Source organism: Candidatus Poriferisodalis sp., assembly GCF_965198245.1.
Classification (GTDB): domain Bacteria; phylum Actinomycetota; class Acidimicrobiia; order Acidimicrobiales; family Poriferisodalaceae; genus Poriferisodalis.
In genome coordinates this window covers 564,707-582,323 of record NZ_OZ240249.1, presented here as the reverse complement: position 1 = coordinate 582,323, position 17,617 = coordinate 564,707, and the positions used below count along the sequence as shown (strand labels likewise).

The 17,617-nt window shown below is 65.5% G+C and carries 15 protein-coding genes and 1 tRNA gene; 3 read left to right on the top strand and 13 right to left on the bottom strand.

Features of this window, described 5'->3' with window-relative positions:
* Positions 1-4 precede the first annotated feature (4 nt).
* Entirely contained in the window at positions 5-628 is a 624-nt protein-coding gene (locus ACOCMM_RS02715; RefSeq protein WP_419551664.1) for a LytR C-terminal domain-containing protein, read from the bottom strand.
* 223 nt (positions 629-851) lie between these two features.
* Between ACOCMM_RS02715 and upp the strand changes: the two genes are divergently transcribed.
* Positions 852-1,481 (top strand): uracil phosphoribosyltransferase, encoded by a 630-nt coding sequence (gene upp / locus ACOCMM_RS02710; protein ID WP_419551663.1) that lies wholly within the window; start codon positions 852-854, stop codon positions 1,479-1,481.
* Here upp and ACOCMM_RS02705 read toward each other — a convergent pair.
* Both ACOCMM_RS02705 and ACOCMM_RS02700 read right to left on the bottom strand, forming a co-directional pair.
* A complete protein-coding gene (locus tag ACOCMM_RS02705) occupies positions 1,478-2,428 on the bottom strand; it encodes a PfkB family carbohydrate kinase (RefSeq protein WP_419551662.1) in 951 nt (316 codons plus the stop codon). The two genes, upp and ACOCMM_RS02705, sit on opposite strands and share 4 nt — an antisense overlap.
* Positions 2,429-2,432: 4 nt before the next feature.
* Complete coding sequence (locus tag ACOCMM_RS02700) at positions 2,433-3,584, bottom strand: aromatic ring-hydroxylating oxygenase subunit alpha (protein ID WP_419551661.1); 1,152 nt, start codon at positions 3,582-3,584, stop codon at positions 2,433-2,435.
* A 91-nt stretch (positions 3,585-3,675) separates the two neighbouring features.
* On the opposite strand from ACOCMM_RS02700, the gene ACOCMM_RS02695 reads away from it, so the two are divergent.
* Positions 3,676-4,797, top strand: a complete 1,122-nt coding sequence (locus ACOCMM_RS02695) for an alcohol dehydrogenase family protein (RefSeq protein ID WP_419551660.1) — start codon at positions 3,676-3,678, stop codon at positions 4,795-4,797.
* Between the two features lie 21 nt (positions 4,798-4,818).
* Here ACOCMM_RS02695 and ACOCMM_RS02690 read toward each other — a convergent pair.
* The 4 genes from ACOCMM_RS02690 to ACOCMM_RS02675 form a co-directional block, all read right to left on the bottom strand.
* Positions 4,819-4,891, bottom strand: a tRNA-Thr gene (locus ACOCMM_RS02690).
* A gap of 33 nt (positions 4,892-4,924) precedes the next feature.
* Entirely contained in the window at positions 4,925-5,857 is a 933-nt protein-coding gene (gene rlmB / locus ACOCMM_RS02685) for a 23S rRNA (guanosine(2251)-2'-O)-methyltransferase RlmB (protein ID WP_419551659.1), read from the bottom strand.
* Entirely contained in the window at positions 5,854-6,432 is a 579-nt protein-coding gene (gene ispF / locus ACOCMM_RS02680; RefSeq protein WP_419551658.1) for a 2-C-methyl-D-erythritol 2,4-cyclodiphosphate synthase, read from the bottom strand. Before ispF ends, rlmB begins: the two co-directional genes overlap by 4 nt.
* Before the next feature lie 11 nt (positions 6,433-6,443).
* Positions 6,444-7,139 carry an IspD/TarI family cytidylyltransferase gene (locus tag ACOCMM_RS02675; RefSeq protein WP_419551657.1) on the bottom strand — a complete coding sequence of 232 codons (696 nt, stop codon included), beginning with the start codon at positions 7,137-7,139 and terminating at the stop codon, positions 6,444-6,446.
* Between the two features lie 167 nt (positions 7,140-7,306).
* Here ACOCMM_RS02675 and ACOCMM_RS02670 point away from each other — a divergent pair, with 167 nt between their 5' ends.
* Positions 7,307-8,233, top strand: a complete 927-nt coding sequence (locus ACOCMM_RS02670; RefSeq protein WP_419551656.1) for a hypothetical protein — start codon at positions 7,307-7,309, stop codon at positions 8,231-8,233.
* 852 nt (positions 8,234-9,085) lie between these two features.
* Here the strand turns inward: ACOCMM_RS02670 and ACOCMM_RS02665 are convergent.
* The 6 genes from ACOCMM_RS02665 to ACOCMM_RS02640 all read right to left on the bottom strand — a co-directional run bounded on the left by ACOCMM_RS02665 (position 9,086) and on the right by ACOCMM_RS02640 (position 17,462).
* Positions 9,086-10,681 (bottom strand): fibronectin type III domain-containing protein, encoded by a 1,596-nt coding sequence (locus tag ACOCMM_RS02665; protein WP_419551655.1) that lies wholly within the window; start codon positions 10,679-10,681, stop codon positions 9,086-9,088.
* Positions 10,682-11,141: 460 nt separating this feature from the next.
* Positions 11,142-11,576 (bottom strand): retropepsin-like aspartic protease, encoded by a 435-nt coding sequence (locus ACOCMM_RS02660; RefSeq protein ID WP_419551654.1) that lies wholly within the window; start codon positions 11,574-11,576, stop codon positions 11,142-11,144.
* A gap of 12 nt (positions 11,577-11,588) precedes the next feature.
* Positions 11,589-11,831: a hypothetical protein gene (locus ACOCMM_RS02655; RefSeq protein WP_419551653.1), complete on the bottom strand. Its 243-nt coding sequence runs from the start codon at positions 11,829-11,831 to the stop codon at positions 11,589-11,591.
* Positions 11,832-12,227: 396 nt separating this feature from the next.
* Positions 12,228-13,760, bottom strand: coding sequence for a fibronectin type III domain-containing protein (locus tag ACOCMM_RS02650; protein ID WP_419551652.1), 1,533 nt, complete (start codon positions 13,758-13,760; stop codon positions 12,228-12,230).
* Between the two features lie 193 nt (positions 13,761-13,953).
* Complete coding sequence (locus ACOCMM_RS02645; RefSeq protein ID WP_419551651.1) at positions 13,954-14,877, bottom strand: hypothetical protein; 924 nt, start codon at positions 14,875-14,877, stop codon at positions 13,954-13,956.
* Between the two features lie 83 nt (positions 14,878-14,960).
* Complete coding sequence (locus ACOCMM_RS02640; RefSeq protein ID WP_419551650.1) at positions 14,961-17,462, bottom strand: ATP-dependent Clp protease ATP-binding subunit; 2,502 nt, start codon at positions 17,460-17,462, stop codon at positions 14,961-14,963.
* Positions 17,463-17,617 lie beyond the last annotated feature (155 nt).

The window sequence follows — 17,617 nt, the reverse complement described above, 5'->3', positions numbered from 1 at the left end:
TCGCCTACTCAGCCAGATCGGTCCCCAGCGCCACCAGCACGTCGGGCGTCTCGAAGTCCGACACGGCCGATGTGTCCGCCAGCATCGGGAACACGTCGTTGTCGGCGTCGAGCTCCATTACTCCGGCGATCGCTCGCGCTTCGAGCAGGGATCCCGGCTGGTAGTAGATCCGCGTCCGGTCGAGCGGCGTACCCACGTAGTTGGTCGGTGTATTGGTGATGTAGCTCAGCGTCTTGAACCGGTCGGTGAGCCGCCCCGCAGCTCCGCGCACGGTCGTGGAGTTGGCGACCTGGACCGATACCTCTGCCGCCGGTCTCGGCTGGAACGGTTCTGCTCCCGCCGCGGTGGTGTCGGTGGCGGGGTCCGCCGTGGCAGGCGGCGCGACGGTGGTGACCGTGTCGGACCCGGCTCCACCGGTACCGGGAGCGGCGGTCGTCGCCGTCGGCGCCTGTGTCGCGGGCGGGATCGTGTCCCCCAACTCGACCGGCGGCGTCGTGTCGGTCACAGCCGCGTCGTCGGGATCGTCGACCGAACGGAGCAGGAGCACGCCCACGACGACGGCCACCAGCACCAGCAGCAGTCCGCGCACCGCTGCGCCGCTGTTGGATTCGCCGGCTTGGCTGTTCATCGGGTGACCTCCCGTCGGTGTACGGCCCGGGTCCCTCCCGCCGAGGCCGGCGTGCGCTGCAACTCACGTTGGTTGGTCGCGCTTATAAATGACGAAGAACCGCTTGGCAGCGGCAGTGTTGTGAGCGTAGGGCCAAACAAGCGCAGCGGGGTGTACCCCTCAGCACCTAATTTGCGCACGGACGAGTGCCACCCCACCAAGATCAGCCCGTGAAAGTGAGCCCATGAGCATCAGCATCGTCGACCATCCGGTAGCCGCAGCCCTTCTTACTCGGCTACGCGACAAGAACACTGCCGTCGAAGAGTTCCGTCAGCGAATGGACGCGCTGACGTTCTTGCTGGTGTCAGAGGCACTCGCCGACGCGGCATGTGTCCCTGTGCCAGTAGAGACACCGCTCGGACCCGCTGAGGGCTCGCGGCTCGAACCGATGCCAGCGATCGTGCCCGTCCTGCGAGCTGGGCTGGGAATGCTCGATGCGGCGCTGAGACTCTTGCCTGCCGCACCGGTGGGGTTCATAGGGATGCGAAGGATCGAGACACCCGGCGGTGTCGGCCACGAGCGCTACCTCGAGTCGCTGCCGAGCGTGCTGGAAGATCGACCAGTGCTGGTGCTCGATCCGATGCTGGCGACGGGTGGCTCGGCGGCCGAGGTGATACGAGTGCTGGCAGCGTCGGGTGTGGGCCCGGTCACGATGGTGTGCGCACTCGCTGCGCCAGAGGGAATCGCTGCACTGCAGGACAGCGCCTCCAATGTCCGCGTGGTGACGGCGGCCGTCGACAGCCATCTCGACGAGCGGGCGTTCATCGTGCCCGGACTCGGCGATGCCGGCGATCGTCTCTACGGTCTGGCTTAGGCGCCAGCGTCACCCACGTCCTGCAGCTGCGCCATCGTCGGCAAGCTCGGCTGCGCACCAGCGACCCCCACCGCCCAGGCACCAGCCCGCACGGCCAGATCGGCCGCGTCCAGGGGATCAGTACCCGATGCCATGCCGACCGCGAACGCCCCGGCAAATGCGTCGCCCGCGCCGGTGGCATCGACAACGTCGGCCTGCGGCGCCGGCACGGAGATCTGCTCTGGGATGTCGCCTGAATCCTGCGCTCGCAGCGCCGGCTCGGCCGGCCGAGACGCACGCACGACGCATCCCGCCGCTCCCCGAGTCTCGACGAGCACCGCATTGGCGCGCATCTCGGCGGCACTGCCGCCCGAATTCGACTGATGCAACTGCTCGGCTTCGGCCCGGTTCACGATGACAACGTCTGCCAGCGGCAGCACTGCTGGAGCGACGTCGTTGAAGGGGGCTGGGTTCAGCACCACGATCACGCCGTGTCGGCGCGCGATCTCCGCTGCGGCGCGGGCCGCACGAGCGCTCACCTCGCCTTGGAGCAACAGTGCGTCGGCTGCTGCAATCTCAGCGGCGGCCGCCTGCACGCCGTCAGCATCGAGAGACGCATTGGCACCGGCGGCCACCACGATCGACACGTCTTTCGGATCGACAGTGATCACTGCCAGGCCGGTGGGAACGTCGACGGTCGCCACGTGGCGGCAGTCGATCCCCTCGGCCTCGAGGCCCGAGCGCAGCCACTGTCCCTGCTCGTCGTCGCCGACCCGGCCGACCATGACCACGCTGGCGCCCAGCCGGGCCGCAGCGACCGCCTGGTTGGCGCCCTTGCCGCCGCGGAACCAGGCGATGCGCTCAGCGTGCATCGTCTCGTCAGGCGATGGGCGCCTTGGCACCCACAGCGTCACGTCGGCGTTCAGGCTGCCGATCACGGCGATGCGCGGCGCGTGAGACTCGGTCACCGGATCAGCGCTCGTTCGGTGGTCGCTGGTCGCCGAGCGCCGACAACAGCAGTCCCCCAAGATGGGGCACCGCATCTTCGCTGTGCACTGAGGCAACTCCAGACGGCTCGGTGATGAGCGGCCCGGGGCGATACCCGCGGCTTCGAACGCCACGCTGAGTCGACTCGACGAGCCTCAGGTCCTCGGACACCGTGGTGTTCCAGTCCAAGTCGATGATCTCGCGTTGCACATCGGTCGGCTCGGCACTGTCGAACCACCACTCCCGCACCAGCAGCGTCTGGTCCGGCCCCCTCGGCACCCAGCGGTAGGTGTTGAGCGCCTGGCCGGGATAGCACTGGATCGATGATGCCGGCCAGATGTAGAACGCGGCATAGGCGTCGCTGGCCGCAGGGCGCGTATAGAAGGAGCGATCGCTGTCGACGCCTGTGGCCGTATGGCGGATCACGGTGCCTTCCGGCCTGATGTGGTAGCTGGCCGGGTCGACCACACCCGATGTGAACGACAGGTGCACGTTCGGGCAGTGGTAGCACTCGTTGTAGTTCTCGACCGCAATCTTCCAGTTCGCGGCGATGAGGTGCGTTCGGCGCCAAGTCAGCACACGGGTCGCAGACTGCGGGATGATCGCGAGGATCTCGTCGGCGACGCGGGGCGCGTACTGCGCCAGCGGCACCGCGTCGGGATTGACATTGACGAAGAGGAATCCGGCGAGCTGGTCGACTGCGATGCGCGGGATGCAGAGCTCGCCCACATCGCGACTGCGCGCGTTGAGCAGCCGGCCGTCCAGCCCGTACACCCAGGCGTGGTACGGGCACATGATGACACCTGGGGTGTCTGCAACGTCACCGCCCTCAGACTGCGGCGGAAACAGCTCGTGACCTCGGTGCTGGCAGACGTTGAAGAACGCGCGGATCTCGCCGCCGTCGTTGACGACGAAGATGGGCTCGTCGCCGACCACGGTCGTGAGGACCTGGCCGGGCCTGCTCACCTGGGAAACGTGACCGACAAGCTGCCAGGACCGCGCAAACACGACAGACAGCTCCGCAGCGTGGATCGCTGGATCGGTGTAGTAGCGAGCCGGCAGCGCGCGCTGCCGCGGACGTTCAGCAACCCCACGGTCATCGCCATGGGTCGGAACGGCGCCGTCCGGCGAATTCATGCAGCGATGCCGATCACCTGTGACTTGGCGGCGTTCACTGGCCGATATTCTGCCGCGCACTCATGGCCATACATGTCCATCGCGAATCCGCATGACCGTCGTCACCCCACTGTCGGGTGACCCATCGAGTCCGACCATGCGCGCAGCGCTGCTCACCGGCAGCGGCGGACCCGAGATGCTGGAGGTGCGAGACGACGTGCCGACCCCCATCCCGGGGCCCCGAGATGCACTGATCCGGGTGTCGGCGTGCGGCATGAATAACACCGACATCAACACCCGGGTGGGCTGGTACAGCCGTGCGGTGAGCTCGGCAACCAGCGAAGGCGGCTTCGCTGAGGCAAGCGCCGACGAAGCCAGCTGGGGCCGCCGGGGCCTCCAGTTGCCTCGAATTCAAGGTGCTGACGTCGTAGGACATGTCGTCGCAGTCGGCACCGAAGTGTCGGACGCGCAGCTCCTCGGGCGAAGGGTCATGGTGGACCCATGCCTGCGCGATCCCGACGATCCGTCCGATCGCAGCGGGGCCGGGTACCTCGGCAGCGAGGCCGACGGCGGGTTCGCCGAGTTCACAGCCGTGCCGGCCGTCAATGTGCACCTCGTCAACTCGGAGCTCTCCGATGCCGAGCTTGCGACGTTCCCGTGCTCGTCCGTGACCGCAGAGCACATGCTGTCGCGCATCGGTCTGCGAAACGGCCAGAGCATCGCGGTGACCGGTGCCAGCGGCGGGGTGGGCAGCGCCCTGGTGCAGCTCGCGAAGCGACGCGGCGCACGCGTGGTCGCAGTGGCTGGCAGCTCGAAAATCGGCCAAGTGCTCAACATCGGCGCAGATGCCGCCGTAGCCCGGGAGACCCCATCAGTCGCCGACGCGGCTGTCTCGGCCAACGGCGGTCGCTTCGACGCTGTTGCAGATGTGGTCGGCGGGGACAGCTTCGCGGGCTGGCTCGATGCGCTCGTTCGAGGAGGGCGATACGTCACCGCGGGCGCCATCGGCGGACCGATCGTGCAACTCGACCTGCGGACCTTGTACCTCAACGATCTCGAATTCTACGGAGCGACCATCTACGAGCCGGGCATCTTCGCAGACCTCGTCGGGTACATCGAACGAGGCGAGATCCGGCCGATTCTCGGCGGCACCTATCCCCTTGAGGAAATTCATGCTGCCCAGGAGGCCTTCGGCCGCAAGGAGCACATCGGCAACCTGGTGATCACGCTGTGAGCAGGTCGTTCCTGTGGGGCGAGCCCGAGGTGGGAATCGAACCCACAACCCCCGCTTTACAAGAGCGGTGCTCTGGCCGTTGAGCTACTCGGGCACCTGCCCCAGCGTATGGCTGAGCGCCGCGGATTCAGCCAGGCTGCTGGCCGCGAGCGCGAGCGATGTCGAACAGGGCAACGGCGGCGGCCGCCGCCACGTTGAGCGATTCGATGCGGCCCAGGACCGGGATCGACACCACTTGGTCGCAGCGGCGTTCGACCAGGGTCGACAGCCCGCGACCTTCGGCACCGAGCACCAGCACCAGCGGCTCGTCGCCGACCCGCAGCGACTCGAGACCATCGGGAGCATGGCCGTCGAGACCGATGGCCCACAGGCCGCCATCCCGGAGCTTCGCGAGTGCGGCAGGCAGTCCGCCGACCAGGGCGATCGGCAAGTACTCGATGGCGCCAGCAGCAGCCTTCACCGCGGCCGGGGTGAGGTTCGCCGAGCGGTGGCTGGTGAGCACGACTCCGGTCGCACCGGCGACCTCTGCTGTGCGGAGGATGGCGCCGAGGTTGCCCGGGTCGGTGACACCATCGGTTGCCACGACGAGCGGTGGTGCGTTCCCCTTGGGCTTCGCCAGCTCTTCGAGCGGCGCAGGTTGGACGGCTGCGGCCTTGGCGATCACGCCCTGCGGTGCGGCGGTGAGCGCTGCTTCGTCCAGCTTGCGGCGGGTGACTTCGCGCAGCGGCACCCGGCGATCGCCAGCAAGGTCAACGATCTCGGCGAGCGTGGCGGCTGAGTGCGCGTCTTCGCAGATCAGCACCTCGTGCACTCTGCGCTTGCCCGCCCGCAGCAGCTCACGCACGGCCTGTCGGCCTTCGACGTGATCCCCGCCGAGTCCTCGCGGGCGTGACTGCGGCCGAGCGGACTGTTCGCGGTCCGCAGGACCCCGACCGGACCTGGATCGGTTCGTCGAACCTGCGCGCCGCTGCTGCCCGCCTCCCCCGCGAGCCGGTGTCCGAGCACCCCCGCCGCCACGCGGAGGGGGCGCACCACGACGTCGGCCTCTTGCCGCGCTCATCGATCGCCTGCGCTGACGACCTGCGTTGATCGTTGCTCGCCGCTAGCGACCTGCGTTGATCGTTGCTCGCCGCTAGCGAGCAGGAGCGCTACGGCATGGGCCACGATCCCGTCAGCCCCGCCGAGCCCCTCGGTCCGCTTGCCGCACACCGTGACCGGTCCGCCCGCGGCGCCACTGAGACATTCCTGCATCTGGTCGCGGTGCGGAGCGATCATCGGCCGGTCGCAGATGACCGTGCAGTCGGCATTCGCCAACTGCCAGCCGTCTTCTGCGAGAAGGGCTGCGACTTGGGCCAGCATCTCGATGCTGTCGGCTCCGCGCCAACGCTCATCGCTGTCAGGGAAGTGCGTGCCGATGTCACCGAGTCCAGCCGCGCTGAGCATCGCATCGATCACCGCATGGGCAACCACATCGGCGTCGCTATGGCCTGCCAGCGGACGCTCCCCCACAAACTGGATCCCGCCGAGCACCAGCGTCCGCCCCCCGAGATCAGCAGCATCACCAAACGGATGCGCGTCGTAGCCGTGCCCCACGCGCATCGCCGGCCCAGCCTTGCCCCGATCAGCAGCACTCACGCCAGTTGACGCTAGAGCCCGCCGCCCGAAGTGCGGTTTGTGAGCAGGGCCTCCACGACGACGAGATCGGCGGCCGTGGTGACCTTGTGCGCGGCAGCCTCGCCCGGAATCGCCAACACCGTGCCGCCGTTCTCCTCGATCAGGGCCGCGTCATCGGTCGCTTCGGGCTCGCCGACATGTGCCGCCATCAAAGCCTCGCGACGAAATGCCTGTGGTGTCTGCACAGCAAACAGCCCCGAACGATCCACGGTTCCCACGACCAAACCCCCATCATCCCCCCAGTCCGGCACTCGCTTGAGCGTGTCGCTCACTGCGAACGCCGGCACAGCAGCATCCGTCCCGCCCTGAACAGCCGCTATCACGGCCGCAAACAACTCCGCCGAAGACCCCGGCCGTGCGGCGTCATGACAGACCACAACGTCCACATCATCCGGAACCGTCTCAAGCCCAGCCCGAACTGACCCCGACCGGGTCCTCCCACCAGCCACCACGATGTCAGCGCCCCCCGTGCTGTCAGCAAGATCAGCGACCAACCGTACGGGCACCACCAGCGTCACCCCGTCGCACGTGGCCGACGCCGCCTCGACGCTCCAAGCAAACATCGAACGTCCAGCAACAGGAACCATCACCTTGGTCGTGCCATCCACAGCAGTCCCAAAGCGGGTCCCGGCCCCAGCAGCCAATACAAGTGCCCAAGCCCGAGCCACCCGCCCAGTCTGCCCGCCCAAAGCACCCAGGAAGCAAGGGCTGGGGTGGGCAGAGATGCCCGCGCGCAGTTGGCGGGAATCGCCGGCGAACGCCCAAGCCGGCGGGATTCCCCGGTTGCCACTTCTAGCCTCTCGTAGCCGCGTCACTTGTATCCGCAGGAGCGCCCATGGCCCCGACCGTGTACTTCCCCATCTACAGGCGCTACAAGGCGACGCGGCAGCAGGCCAACAACGCAATGGTGTCGCTGCTCGCAGGGTCAGCGCTGGCATCGCACACTCTGCAGTTGACAGAAGGCTCAAGCCGGCTACTGCCTGAGATCTTTCCAGCCGTGCCACACATCGCGCGCTTCAACCTGCGCCCTGACGCCGCCGCCGACGTGCTCCGCTCAGCCGGTCCGCATCTCGCGACTGTGACCGTGCCGTACGCGCTTGCCATCCACGAGGATTACGTCACCCAGTGCATCGAGTGGGTCAGGGATCAATTCAACTTCGGCTTGCCGACCGCTGTGTCAAGCGTCCGGACATGGGGTGACATTGGCGCTTCCAATATGCATGAGGCGCTCGAATCAATGTCGGGCCGTACGTATCCACCCAATTCATCGGTGGATCTTGAACTCTTCCACCTATATCGGATGATGCGGAATTTCCACATTCACAGTGGTGGAAGCTCGTCCGCGGCATTGCGGGGCCATGTACGGGGCCTGAGTACGGACGCCCAGGCCAGATTTCAGAAGCTCACCAAGAGGGATGCCCGCGCTCTGCTTCAAGGAACTCGGGTCGAGTACAGCTTGCTCGATGTATTTTCGATCTTCGCCGTGACCAAGGAACTCGGACATGGCATCAACGCGCTTCTTCTGGCTGGGCTCAGTCGGGAACAGTGGGCAGATACTTGCGTAGACGACTTTCACGAGCAAACAACGAGGTACCGCAACAGCGATTCATGGGGCCGAGGTCTCATCGGCCATGCTCATGATCGCTACCAAGCGGTTGGCATGTCACGCAGAACCATATTTGAGTCAGCATTCAACAAAGGCCTGTGGCCCGATCCCACCCGAGTTCCCGCGACGAGCACGAGGACAAGATCGCCGCAATAGGTCAGTTGCGCACAACAAGTCCGACGCGGAATTGAACGCGAAAGAAAATGGACGCTCTTCCCATTGAGCTATACCTCGTACGAGGTACCAGGACTCGAACCCGGGTCTCCCATTTTTGCGAGCGACCCGGTCTTGCTCCGGGACGGACTCTGCGTCAATCGCCCGAGGCCTTCAACTCTATCGGGGCCCGCGCGCGAGGTGCCACGCACATCGGCTACAAGCGGCGCTTGCTTCAATGCTGAGCGGGCGGCGACGAACGAAGGCTCAGGACCCAGGAGCGTCAGCGACAGGTTCAGAAACGTACTGCCTCGGTCGCAACCCCTTGGGCGAGCAGGGTCAATCTGCGGACCCTCAAGACCGAATTGTCCGGTTAACGCCGTCGCTGACGCCCGCCCTCAGCCAAGCGATGTGGCAGATGCACCACCAAGCGCTGGAAAGCGCTTGGTGCGGTTCGACATCGCCCCAGCAGCCAAAACGAGAGCCCAAGCCCGACCCACAGCCAATACGCAGGTGTCGGTCACACAGAGCCGCCGATTCCGCTGACATCGGGGTATTCAACGGGTTCGAGCGATGGCTCAAGGGCTTGCACGACACGATTCGACACGCCAGTCCCCTGAGTGCCAGTGTCAACTAGCCCGAGGAACCTTCGGACTGGTGCTTCGGGAGTGACCGCGACCAACGTTTCCACCAGAACCTGCCGGTCCCAGATTGGCACGGTTAGCTCACTCAACGCTCCTGTCCCCAGAGGGGATAGCTGGCAAAGATCGGCTTGGCACCAATCTCTTCGAATGAGAACGCTCCGAGCCCGTATGCGCCTCCACGACCCTCGGGCCGATTCAGGGTCAGTCCGGGCTAGGGGAGCGGGTCGTAGTCGGGCAGATCGCGGTAGAAGTTCAGCGCCAAGGCTCTCCTCACTTGGAAGTTCCCTGACGTCTGACGGCCCCAGCGCCAGAAGACGTATCTCCACGGGCCGTAGTTGTCGTTGATGAAGAACCGGACCCGCGCACCGACGACGTACGCCACGCCGTCGGGATTGTCCAGACGCGGGTTGCGATCGGCGTCGACACCGAATCCTTGGGTGAAGCTCCCGGGGGAAGTGGTCCAACCCCAACTGGAGGAGGTCGGTGCGGGAGCGTGCGAACCATCGGCGGTGTTCGTGCAGTGAAGAGTGATCAGCATCACGCAGACCGGGGTATCGTCCGGACCGCCGACGCTGCCCTTCTCCACTTCGAAGCTCGCACAGCTCGGCTGGTTGCCCCATTGGGGCGACAGGGTGTAGATAGCACCGATGCGCTGACCGGCTTGCATTGACCACCTCGCGGACACGGTCGCGGACACGGAGTACGCCATGGACGGTGCCGGTACTTGGTATCCGGGTCGGAGCTGTTTGTCGTCGAGGTTGGCTGTCTTCCACGGGCTCTGGCCGTCGCTGCCGTATACGGCGCGCACGCGGTACCGGTTGAGGCTGCACTCGCGTGGGTGCGGTGAGGTGAACACGACCTCGTGGGGATGGCTGCCCGTGTAGTCCGCGATTTGGGTCCATGTACTGCCGCGGTCGGTGCTGTGCTGCACCTCAAAGCTGGTGATCTTGAGCGGCTTCATCGGAGGGTTGTCCCACCCGATCTGGGTATACCCCTGGTCGGTGTAGGTCATCCGCAGATCGATCGGCGCCAGGTACTTCCTGAAGGCTGAGCGCCTGCACCAGTACTTGCTGCTGTGCTTGGCCAGCGAGCACGGATTGAGATCGGCACGCGCCGGCACGGGATTGTCCGGTGCGACTACTACGTCCCTCGCCACCACTTCGGAGGTGTCCGGAATGAGGGTCTTGTCAATGAGGGTCTCGTCGGATTGGCCGTCATCACCGCCCTCGACTTTAGCTGTCGTGACCGACGACGCCCCAGCGACCGGCGGCACCGTGTCCGGCGGCACCGTGTCCGGCGGCGGCGGTGTCGTGTCCGGCGGCGGCGGCGTGTAGCTGGCCGGCAGGTCGATACGGGTCCAGCGGGACCTGCCGCTCAGAGCGGTGTCACGCCACGCTTTGACCCGGTAGGTGTAGGCAGCGCCGGGATCGTTGGCGCTGAAGTCCTCGTAACTGGTGTCAGTTGTGGAGGTGTTGTCCACAAGGGTGTGGAAAACGCCCACGGCATCGACGCCGGGCTGGCGCCGCAAGACCTGGTAGCCGGTCACGCTCGACGCATCCCGCGCCGGTGCGTTCCACGTCAGCGTGACCACACCGTCGTACTCGTCGCCAGAGTCGGCATCGACCAGCGCAGCCGCGAGTCCCGTGGGTTTCGATGCGCTGTTCGTGGCGCTCGCAGACGACGGCAGGAACAGAATCGCGGCGAACAGTGCCGCAGCAGCGCAAGCCGCCAGGACACGCCAGCTGCCTCCTAACCGAGATGACCGGTCAGGGGGAGGTCCATGCGAGGGGGGGGGGGGGTATGGCATGACGTACCGCTTCCTTGATTGAAGAGCCTTTTCGGGCGAGCATCCGCCAGTCGCCTGACGCGCACGGCATCACCGGCGATGGGCTTGACCCGGCTTCGCTGCAGGCTAGTCAAACCTATTGTGCTCATGCAACAATGAACACCGACGATGCACATCGCCGCGTGAGACTGCCGGGGTCACCCGGTGTCCCAGCTCAGCGGAACATGAGCCGCCGTCCAGCGACAGGAACCATCACCTTCGTGCTGCCATCCATGGCTGCGCCGAACCGCGTCCCCGCCCCAGCAGCCAAAACGAGAGCCCGAGCCACCCGCCAAGTCTGCCCGGGTTCGACTAGCCGAAGGTGAGCCTGCGATGGCCAGCCTCGGCGTGCGCCTTCAGCGAGCCCGATGACCTCAGTTCGGCCAACAAGTTCTGCTGTTTGTGATTCTCCTGAAGGAGACCGATGCTCGCCCGTCTGCGGCTAGTTGCTGAGCAGGAACAGCCCGTTGTGCATGGTGATGTGGAACTGGCGGAGGAAGTCCAACCCGAGCAGGACGTCAAAATTGTGCGGCTGGAACGGCAGCATCATCACGTTGAGATCTTTGCCGGTCGCAATGGTGAGGCTGCGGTCGCCCGTCTGCGGGAACGGGATGTTGACGCGAAGACGGAACACTTCGGTCTCTTGGCTCTCGCCGTTGGCCGACAGGAACGACCCGACATCGACGGGCACAGCCCCTAGGCGCGAGACGACGTTGGACGAAATGAAAGTGCGTTGCGCGCCGGTGTCCACAAGAGCGTCGAACATCTCGTGGCGCATCCCGGCGCTGACTGTCATGCCGCCACCGGAACTCGGCTCTTCGACCGTGACCTTGAGCAGGATCTGGTGGTCGACCTCCTGGATTTCGAAGGTGGGCACGGATCGGTAGTGCTACGTCGTGGCCGCTGCGACGATGCCCATTTGCACAGGCCGGTCGCCGATGGTCTTGATCGAGAAATTCCCCAGCCCGAACTTGTCGCAACCGATGGCGTACGCGTCGCCTTCGTCGTTGTAGATCTCCACGAGTTCGCCGTCGTGCATCAACGCGACACGACCTAGATGGTCACGTTCAAGATCGCGCTGGTACTTCTGCTGGTACGCCTCATGGTTGATCTGCGCTTGAGAAGGATCCATGCCTGCTCCCCTCCCAACAATTCCAGTATCACACCATCGCAGCGACCTCGCTGACTGCCCTGTGAGGCCGCTCAGCCAATCCCTGACGGACGCACAGTCGACAGCGACGCTCTCTTCGCAGCGATGTTCGTCGGTCGACACATCCAACGAGGAAACCGTCGCGTGTCCAGACGAAGTGCCGAATTCGATGGACACCTCGACATCGCCGAAGGACCACTCCATCGAAACCCCGCCAGCGGACGCTCCCCCACAAACTGGATCCCGCCGAGCACCAGCGTCCGCCCGGCGAGATCAGCAGCATCACCAATTCGATTGCGGCACGGGTGCCCCTGCTCTCCTCAGCGCGGACCCCTCAGAGCCTTCACGGCCCTCGGGCCGATTCAGGGTCAGTCCGGGCTAGAGGGGCGGGTCGTAGTCGGGCAGATCGCGGTAGAAGTCCAGCGCCAAGGCTCTCCTCACTTGGAAGTTCCCTGACGTCTGACGGCCCCAGCGCCAGAAGACGTATCTCCACGGGCCGTAGTTGTCGTTGATGAAGAACCGGACCCGCGCACCGACGACGAACGCCACGCTGTCGGGATTGGCCAGCCTCGGGTTGCCATTGACGTCGAGAATGAACTGTCTGGTGAAGCTCCTGGGGGTATCGGTCCAACGCCAACTGGAGTCGGTCGGTGCGGGAGCGTGCAAACCGTCGACGCTGCCCCTCTCCACTTCGACGCTCACGCAGTTCGGTTGATTCCCCCAGACGGGCGACAGGGTGTAGTCAGCAGCGACGCGCCGACCGGTTGACAATACCCACCTCGCGGACACGGTCGCGGCGACGGAATAGTTCATGGTGGGTGCCGGTACTTGGTATCCGGGTCGGAGCTGTTTGTCGTCGAGGTTGGCTGTCTTCCACGGGCTCTGGCCGTCGCTGCCGTATACGGCGCGCACGCGGTACCGGTTGAGGCTGCACTCGCGTGGGTGCGGTGAGGTGAACACGACCTCGTGGGGATGGCTGCCCGTGTAGTCCGCGATTTGGGTCCATGTACTGCCGCGGTCGGTGCTGTGCTGCACCTCAAAGCTGGTGATCTTGAGCGGCTTCATCGGAGGGTTGTCCCACCCGATCTGGGTATACCCCTGGTCGGTGTAGGTCATCCGCAGATCGATCGGCGCCAGGTACTTCCTGAAGGCTGAGCGCCTGCACCAGTACTTGCTGCTGTGCTTGGCCAGCGAGCACGGATTGAGATCGGCACGCGCCGGCACGGGATTGTCCGGTGCGACTACTACGTCCCTCGCCACCACTTCGGAGGTGTCCGGAATGAGGGTCTTGTCAATGAGGGTCTCGTCGGATTGGCCGTCATCACCGCCCTCGACTTTAGCTGTCGTGACCGACGACGCCCCAGCGACCGGCGGCACCGTGTCCGGCGGCACCGTGTCCGGCGGCGGCGGTGTCGTGTCCGGCGGCGGCGGCGTGTAGCTGGCCGGCAGGTCGATACGGGTCCAGCGGGACCTGCCGCTCAGAGCGGTGTCACGCCACGCTTTGACCCGGTAGGTGTAGGCAGCGCCGGGATCGTTGGCGCTGAAGTCCTCGTAACTGGTGTCAGTTGTGGAGGTGTTGTCCACAAGGGTGTGGAAAACGCCCACGGCATCGACGCCGGGCTGGCGCCGCAAGACCTGGTAGCCGGTCACGCTCGACGCATCCCGCGCCGGTGCGTTCCACGTCAGCGTGACCACACCGTCGTACTCGTCGCCAGAGTCGGCATCGACCAGCGCAGCCGCGAGTCCCGTGGGTTTCGATGCGCTGTTCGTGGCGCTCGCAGACGACGGCAGGAACAGAATCGCGGCGAACAGTGCCGCAGCAGCGCAAGCCGCCAGGACACGCCAGCTGCCTCCTAACCGAGATGACCGGTCAGGGGGAGGTCCATGCGAGGGGGGGGGGGGGTATGGCATGACGTACCGCTTCCTTGATTGAAGAGCCTTTTCGGGCGAGCATCCGCCAGTCGCCTGACGCGCACGGCATCACCGGCGATGGGCTTGACCCGGCTTCGCTGCAGGCTAGTCAAACCTATTGTGCTCATGCAACAATGAACACCGACGATGCACATCGCCGCGTGAGACTGCCGGGGTCACCCGGTGTCCCAGCTCAGCGGAACATGAGCCGCCGTCGCCGGCTGCGCAGAGCAACAACGACCGCAACAACAACGACGAGGCCAAGAACGATCCACCAGATCACAGCAATACGAGCCCCACGACTAGCTCGCTCGGCCAACCGTTCCGCCTCAGCATCAGCACCAGCAATCTCAGCATCGAACAGTTCGCCGGAAACCCGAAGGACCCGCGTACCCCCCTCGTTCAGCGTCATCACGCCATCGACAGGCAACCTGCCCGCCCCCTGGGGCACGGTCGCCTGAACCACCAGCGTCACCAGCTCATCAAGCGGAGCACCCGCACGAGCCTCGATCTCATCGATCGGCAACCCGAACAGCTCGCCCTCCAACGCGTCGGCTGTCGCCGGATTCACCAGCCCGGCGACGGGTCGATCCAAGCCGACGGTCACGGTCAGGTCGTAGAGCACCCGTGCCCCGTCCCGTGCGGCCACGAATGAGACACCCCGAAACAAGCCGGGCGATCCATCCGGCGATTGATCGACCTCCGTCAAGATCTGGCTGAGCTCGTCAGGGTCGGCAAAGCGCCGAGATGTAGTCACGCGCTGGCATTGGCCATCGGCAGTCCGCAGCTCGTTGACAACTTCCATCACAAGCTGCTGGGCAATGACGGCTGGAGCATCCTCTTGGAAAGCTTGCACCGCTGTCTCCGCCATTTCCCTGAGCTGAATGTCGCTCAGGCACAGGCCTTCGACGCTCTCGAGTTCCTGCTGGCGAATGTGCCATTTCGTCAAGTCATCGGTAATCAGCAAGTCGCCCAGATCGGGCACCCATCGCATCACCTCTTCGTCGAAGGTGATCTCGACGGTGACTGTGCCGGCTCCGTCATGAGAAATGTCGATGTCGACGACGATGTCGGCTCGGCAGCCCGCGGCCAGCATCAGCACGCCCAGGGCAGCCAAGACAACGCCGCTTCGCGGCCATGGCGACTTGCAACAGGATTCAAGCACCGGCGAACCGCGAGAGGGTGCCGGCCAGTGCACGGCTATTCGACCGCTGCGGCCTCTTCGAGCTCGATCGGCCCGGGGTCGAAGCCCTCGATGGCGCGGAACACGATCTCGTCGTCCTCGACGTCCACCACGATGATCTCGCCAGCGTGGAATTCCTTGTAGAGGATCCGCTCGCTCAGCGCGTCCTCGACGTTGTGCTGCAGCGCACGGCGCAGCGGTCGGGCTCCGAGCTGCGGGTCGTACCCGGTACGGGCCAGCCATTGCTTGGCGGCATCGGTGAGCTCCAACCCCAAGCCCTGTGCCCGAAGCTGGTCAGAGGTGCGCTTGATCATCAGATCAACGATCTGCACCACCTCGTTGACGCTCAGCTCGTGGAAGACGATGGTGTCGTCGATGCGGTTCAGGAACTCGGGCCGGAAGTGCGCCTTGAGCGCGTCGCTGACCTTCTCCTTCATCCGGTCGTAGCTGGCGCCCTCATCGGCGGTGGCGAAGCCCACCCGAGCCTTGCGCAGGTCGGCGGTGCCCAGGTTGGAGGTCATGATGAGCACGGCGTTGCGGAAGTCGACTGAGCGGCCTTGCGCATCGGTCAGCCGGCCTTCTTCCAGGATCTGCAGCAGCGTGTTGAAGACGTCCGGGTGGGCCTTCTCGATCTCGTCGAAGAGCACCACCGAGAACGGCTTGCGACGCACCGCTTCGGTGAGCTGGCCGCCCTCGTCGTAGCCGACATACCCGGGCGGCGCGCCGACGAGGCGGCTCACCGTGAACTTGTCCATGTACTCGGACATGTCGAGGCTGATCAGCGAGTTCTCGTCGCCGAACAGGAACTCGGCCAGCGTCTTGGCCAGCTCGGTCTTGCCGACGCCCGAGGGGCCCAGGAAGATGAACGAGCCGCCGGGACGCTTGGGGTCCTTCAGGCCTGCACGGGTGCGGCGGATGGCCTGGCTGACGGCCTTGATGGAATCGTGCTGGCCGATGACCCGCTTGTGCAGCTCGTCTTCCATCTTGAGGAGTTTCTGGGTCTCTTCCTCGGTGAGCTTGTACACCGGGATGCCCGTCCAGATCGACAACACCTCGGCGATGGCCTCCTCGTCGACCTCATCGAACAGGTCGTGGCCCTCGGCTTTGGCCTGCGCGAGGACGACGGTGCGCTGCTCGAGCAGCTCCTTCTCCTCGTCGCGCAGCGCGCCGGCCATTTCGAAGTCTTGCGATTCGACCGCCTGCTTTTTTCGCTCGGTGACATCGGTCAGCTTGGTCTCGATCTCCTTGAAGTCGGGCGGCGTCGACATGCGCTTGATGCGCAGTCGCGACCCGGCCTCGTCGATGAGGTCGATGGCCTTGTCGGGCAGGTGGCGGTCGGCGATGTAACGGTCGGCGAGGTTCGCCGCGGCCACCAGCGCCTGGTCGGTGATGGTGACCCGGTGGTGCTGCTCGTAGCGGTCGCGCAGCCCCTTGAGGATCTCGATGGTGTGGCTGAGGGTGGGCTCGTCCACCGTGATCGGCTGGAAGCGGCGTTCAAGCGCTGCGTCCTTCTCGAGATACTTGCGGTACTCCTCGAGCGTGGTGGCGCCGATGGTCTGCAGCTCGCCGCGCGCCAGCATGGGCTTGAGGATCGACGCCGCGTCGATTGCGCCCTCAGCGGCACCGGCACCCACCAGCGTGTGCAGCTCGTCGATGAACAGGATGATGTCGCCGCGGGTGCGGATCTCCTTGAGGACCTTCTTGAGGCGCTCCTCGAAATCGCCCCGGTAGCGGGAACCGGCCACCAGCGCGCCGAGGTCCAGCGTGTAGAGCTGCTTGTCGCGCAGCAACTCGGGGACGTCGTTGTTGACGATCTTCTGGGCGAGGCCCTCGACGATGGCCGTCTTGCCCACGCCGGGCTCGCCGACAAGCACCGGGTTGTTCTTGGTGCGGCGCGACAGCACTTGCATGACGCGTTCGGTCTCGCGCAGCCGCCCGATGACCGGGTCGAGCTTCTTGGCCCGCGCGTCGGCGGTCAGGTTGCGCCCGAACTGGTCGAGCACCAGCGAGCCGCTCTGACCACCCTGCTCGCTGCCTTGCCCCGACGAGGCGCCAACGGATTCGCGGCCACCGCTGGAGCCGCTGTAGCCGGATAGCTGCTGGATGACCTCTTGACGGACCTTCGACAGGTCGGCGCCCAGCTTCACCAGCACCTGCGCTGCGACGCCCTCGCCCTCACGGATCAGCCCCAGCAGCACATGCTCAGTGCCGATGTAGTTGTGGCCCAGCTGCAACGCTTCGCGCAGCGACAGCTCCAGCACTTTCTTGGCGCGCGGCGTGAAGGGAATGTGGCCGCTCGGCGACGAGCTGCCCTGTCCGATGATCTCCTCGACCTGGCTGCGCACGGCCTCGAGCGAGATGCCCAACGACTCGAGCGCCTGGGCTGCGACGCCCTCGCCCTCGTGGATCAGCCCCAGCAGGATGTGCTCCGTGCCGATGTAGTTGTGATTCAGCAGGCGCGCTTCTTCTTGCGCCAACACCACCACTCGGCGGGCCCGATCGGTGAAGCGTTCGAACACTGGGCCTCCTGGTCTGAGCCACCCACACGGGAGCTTCGGGTCAGGTGAGCGCAGTGTAACGCTGCCCTGCAAGATCGCTCCTTTGCGGTTCTGGGGCCCTCGCGAACCGCAGACGGGGGGTGTTTCGAGCGCGGCCACCCTGCCGTTGTCGTTTA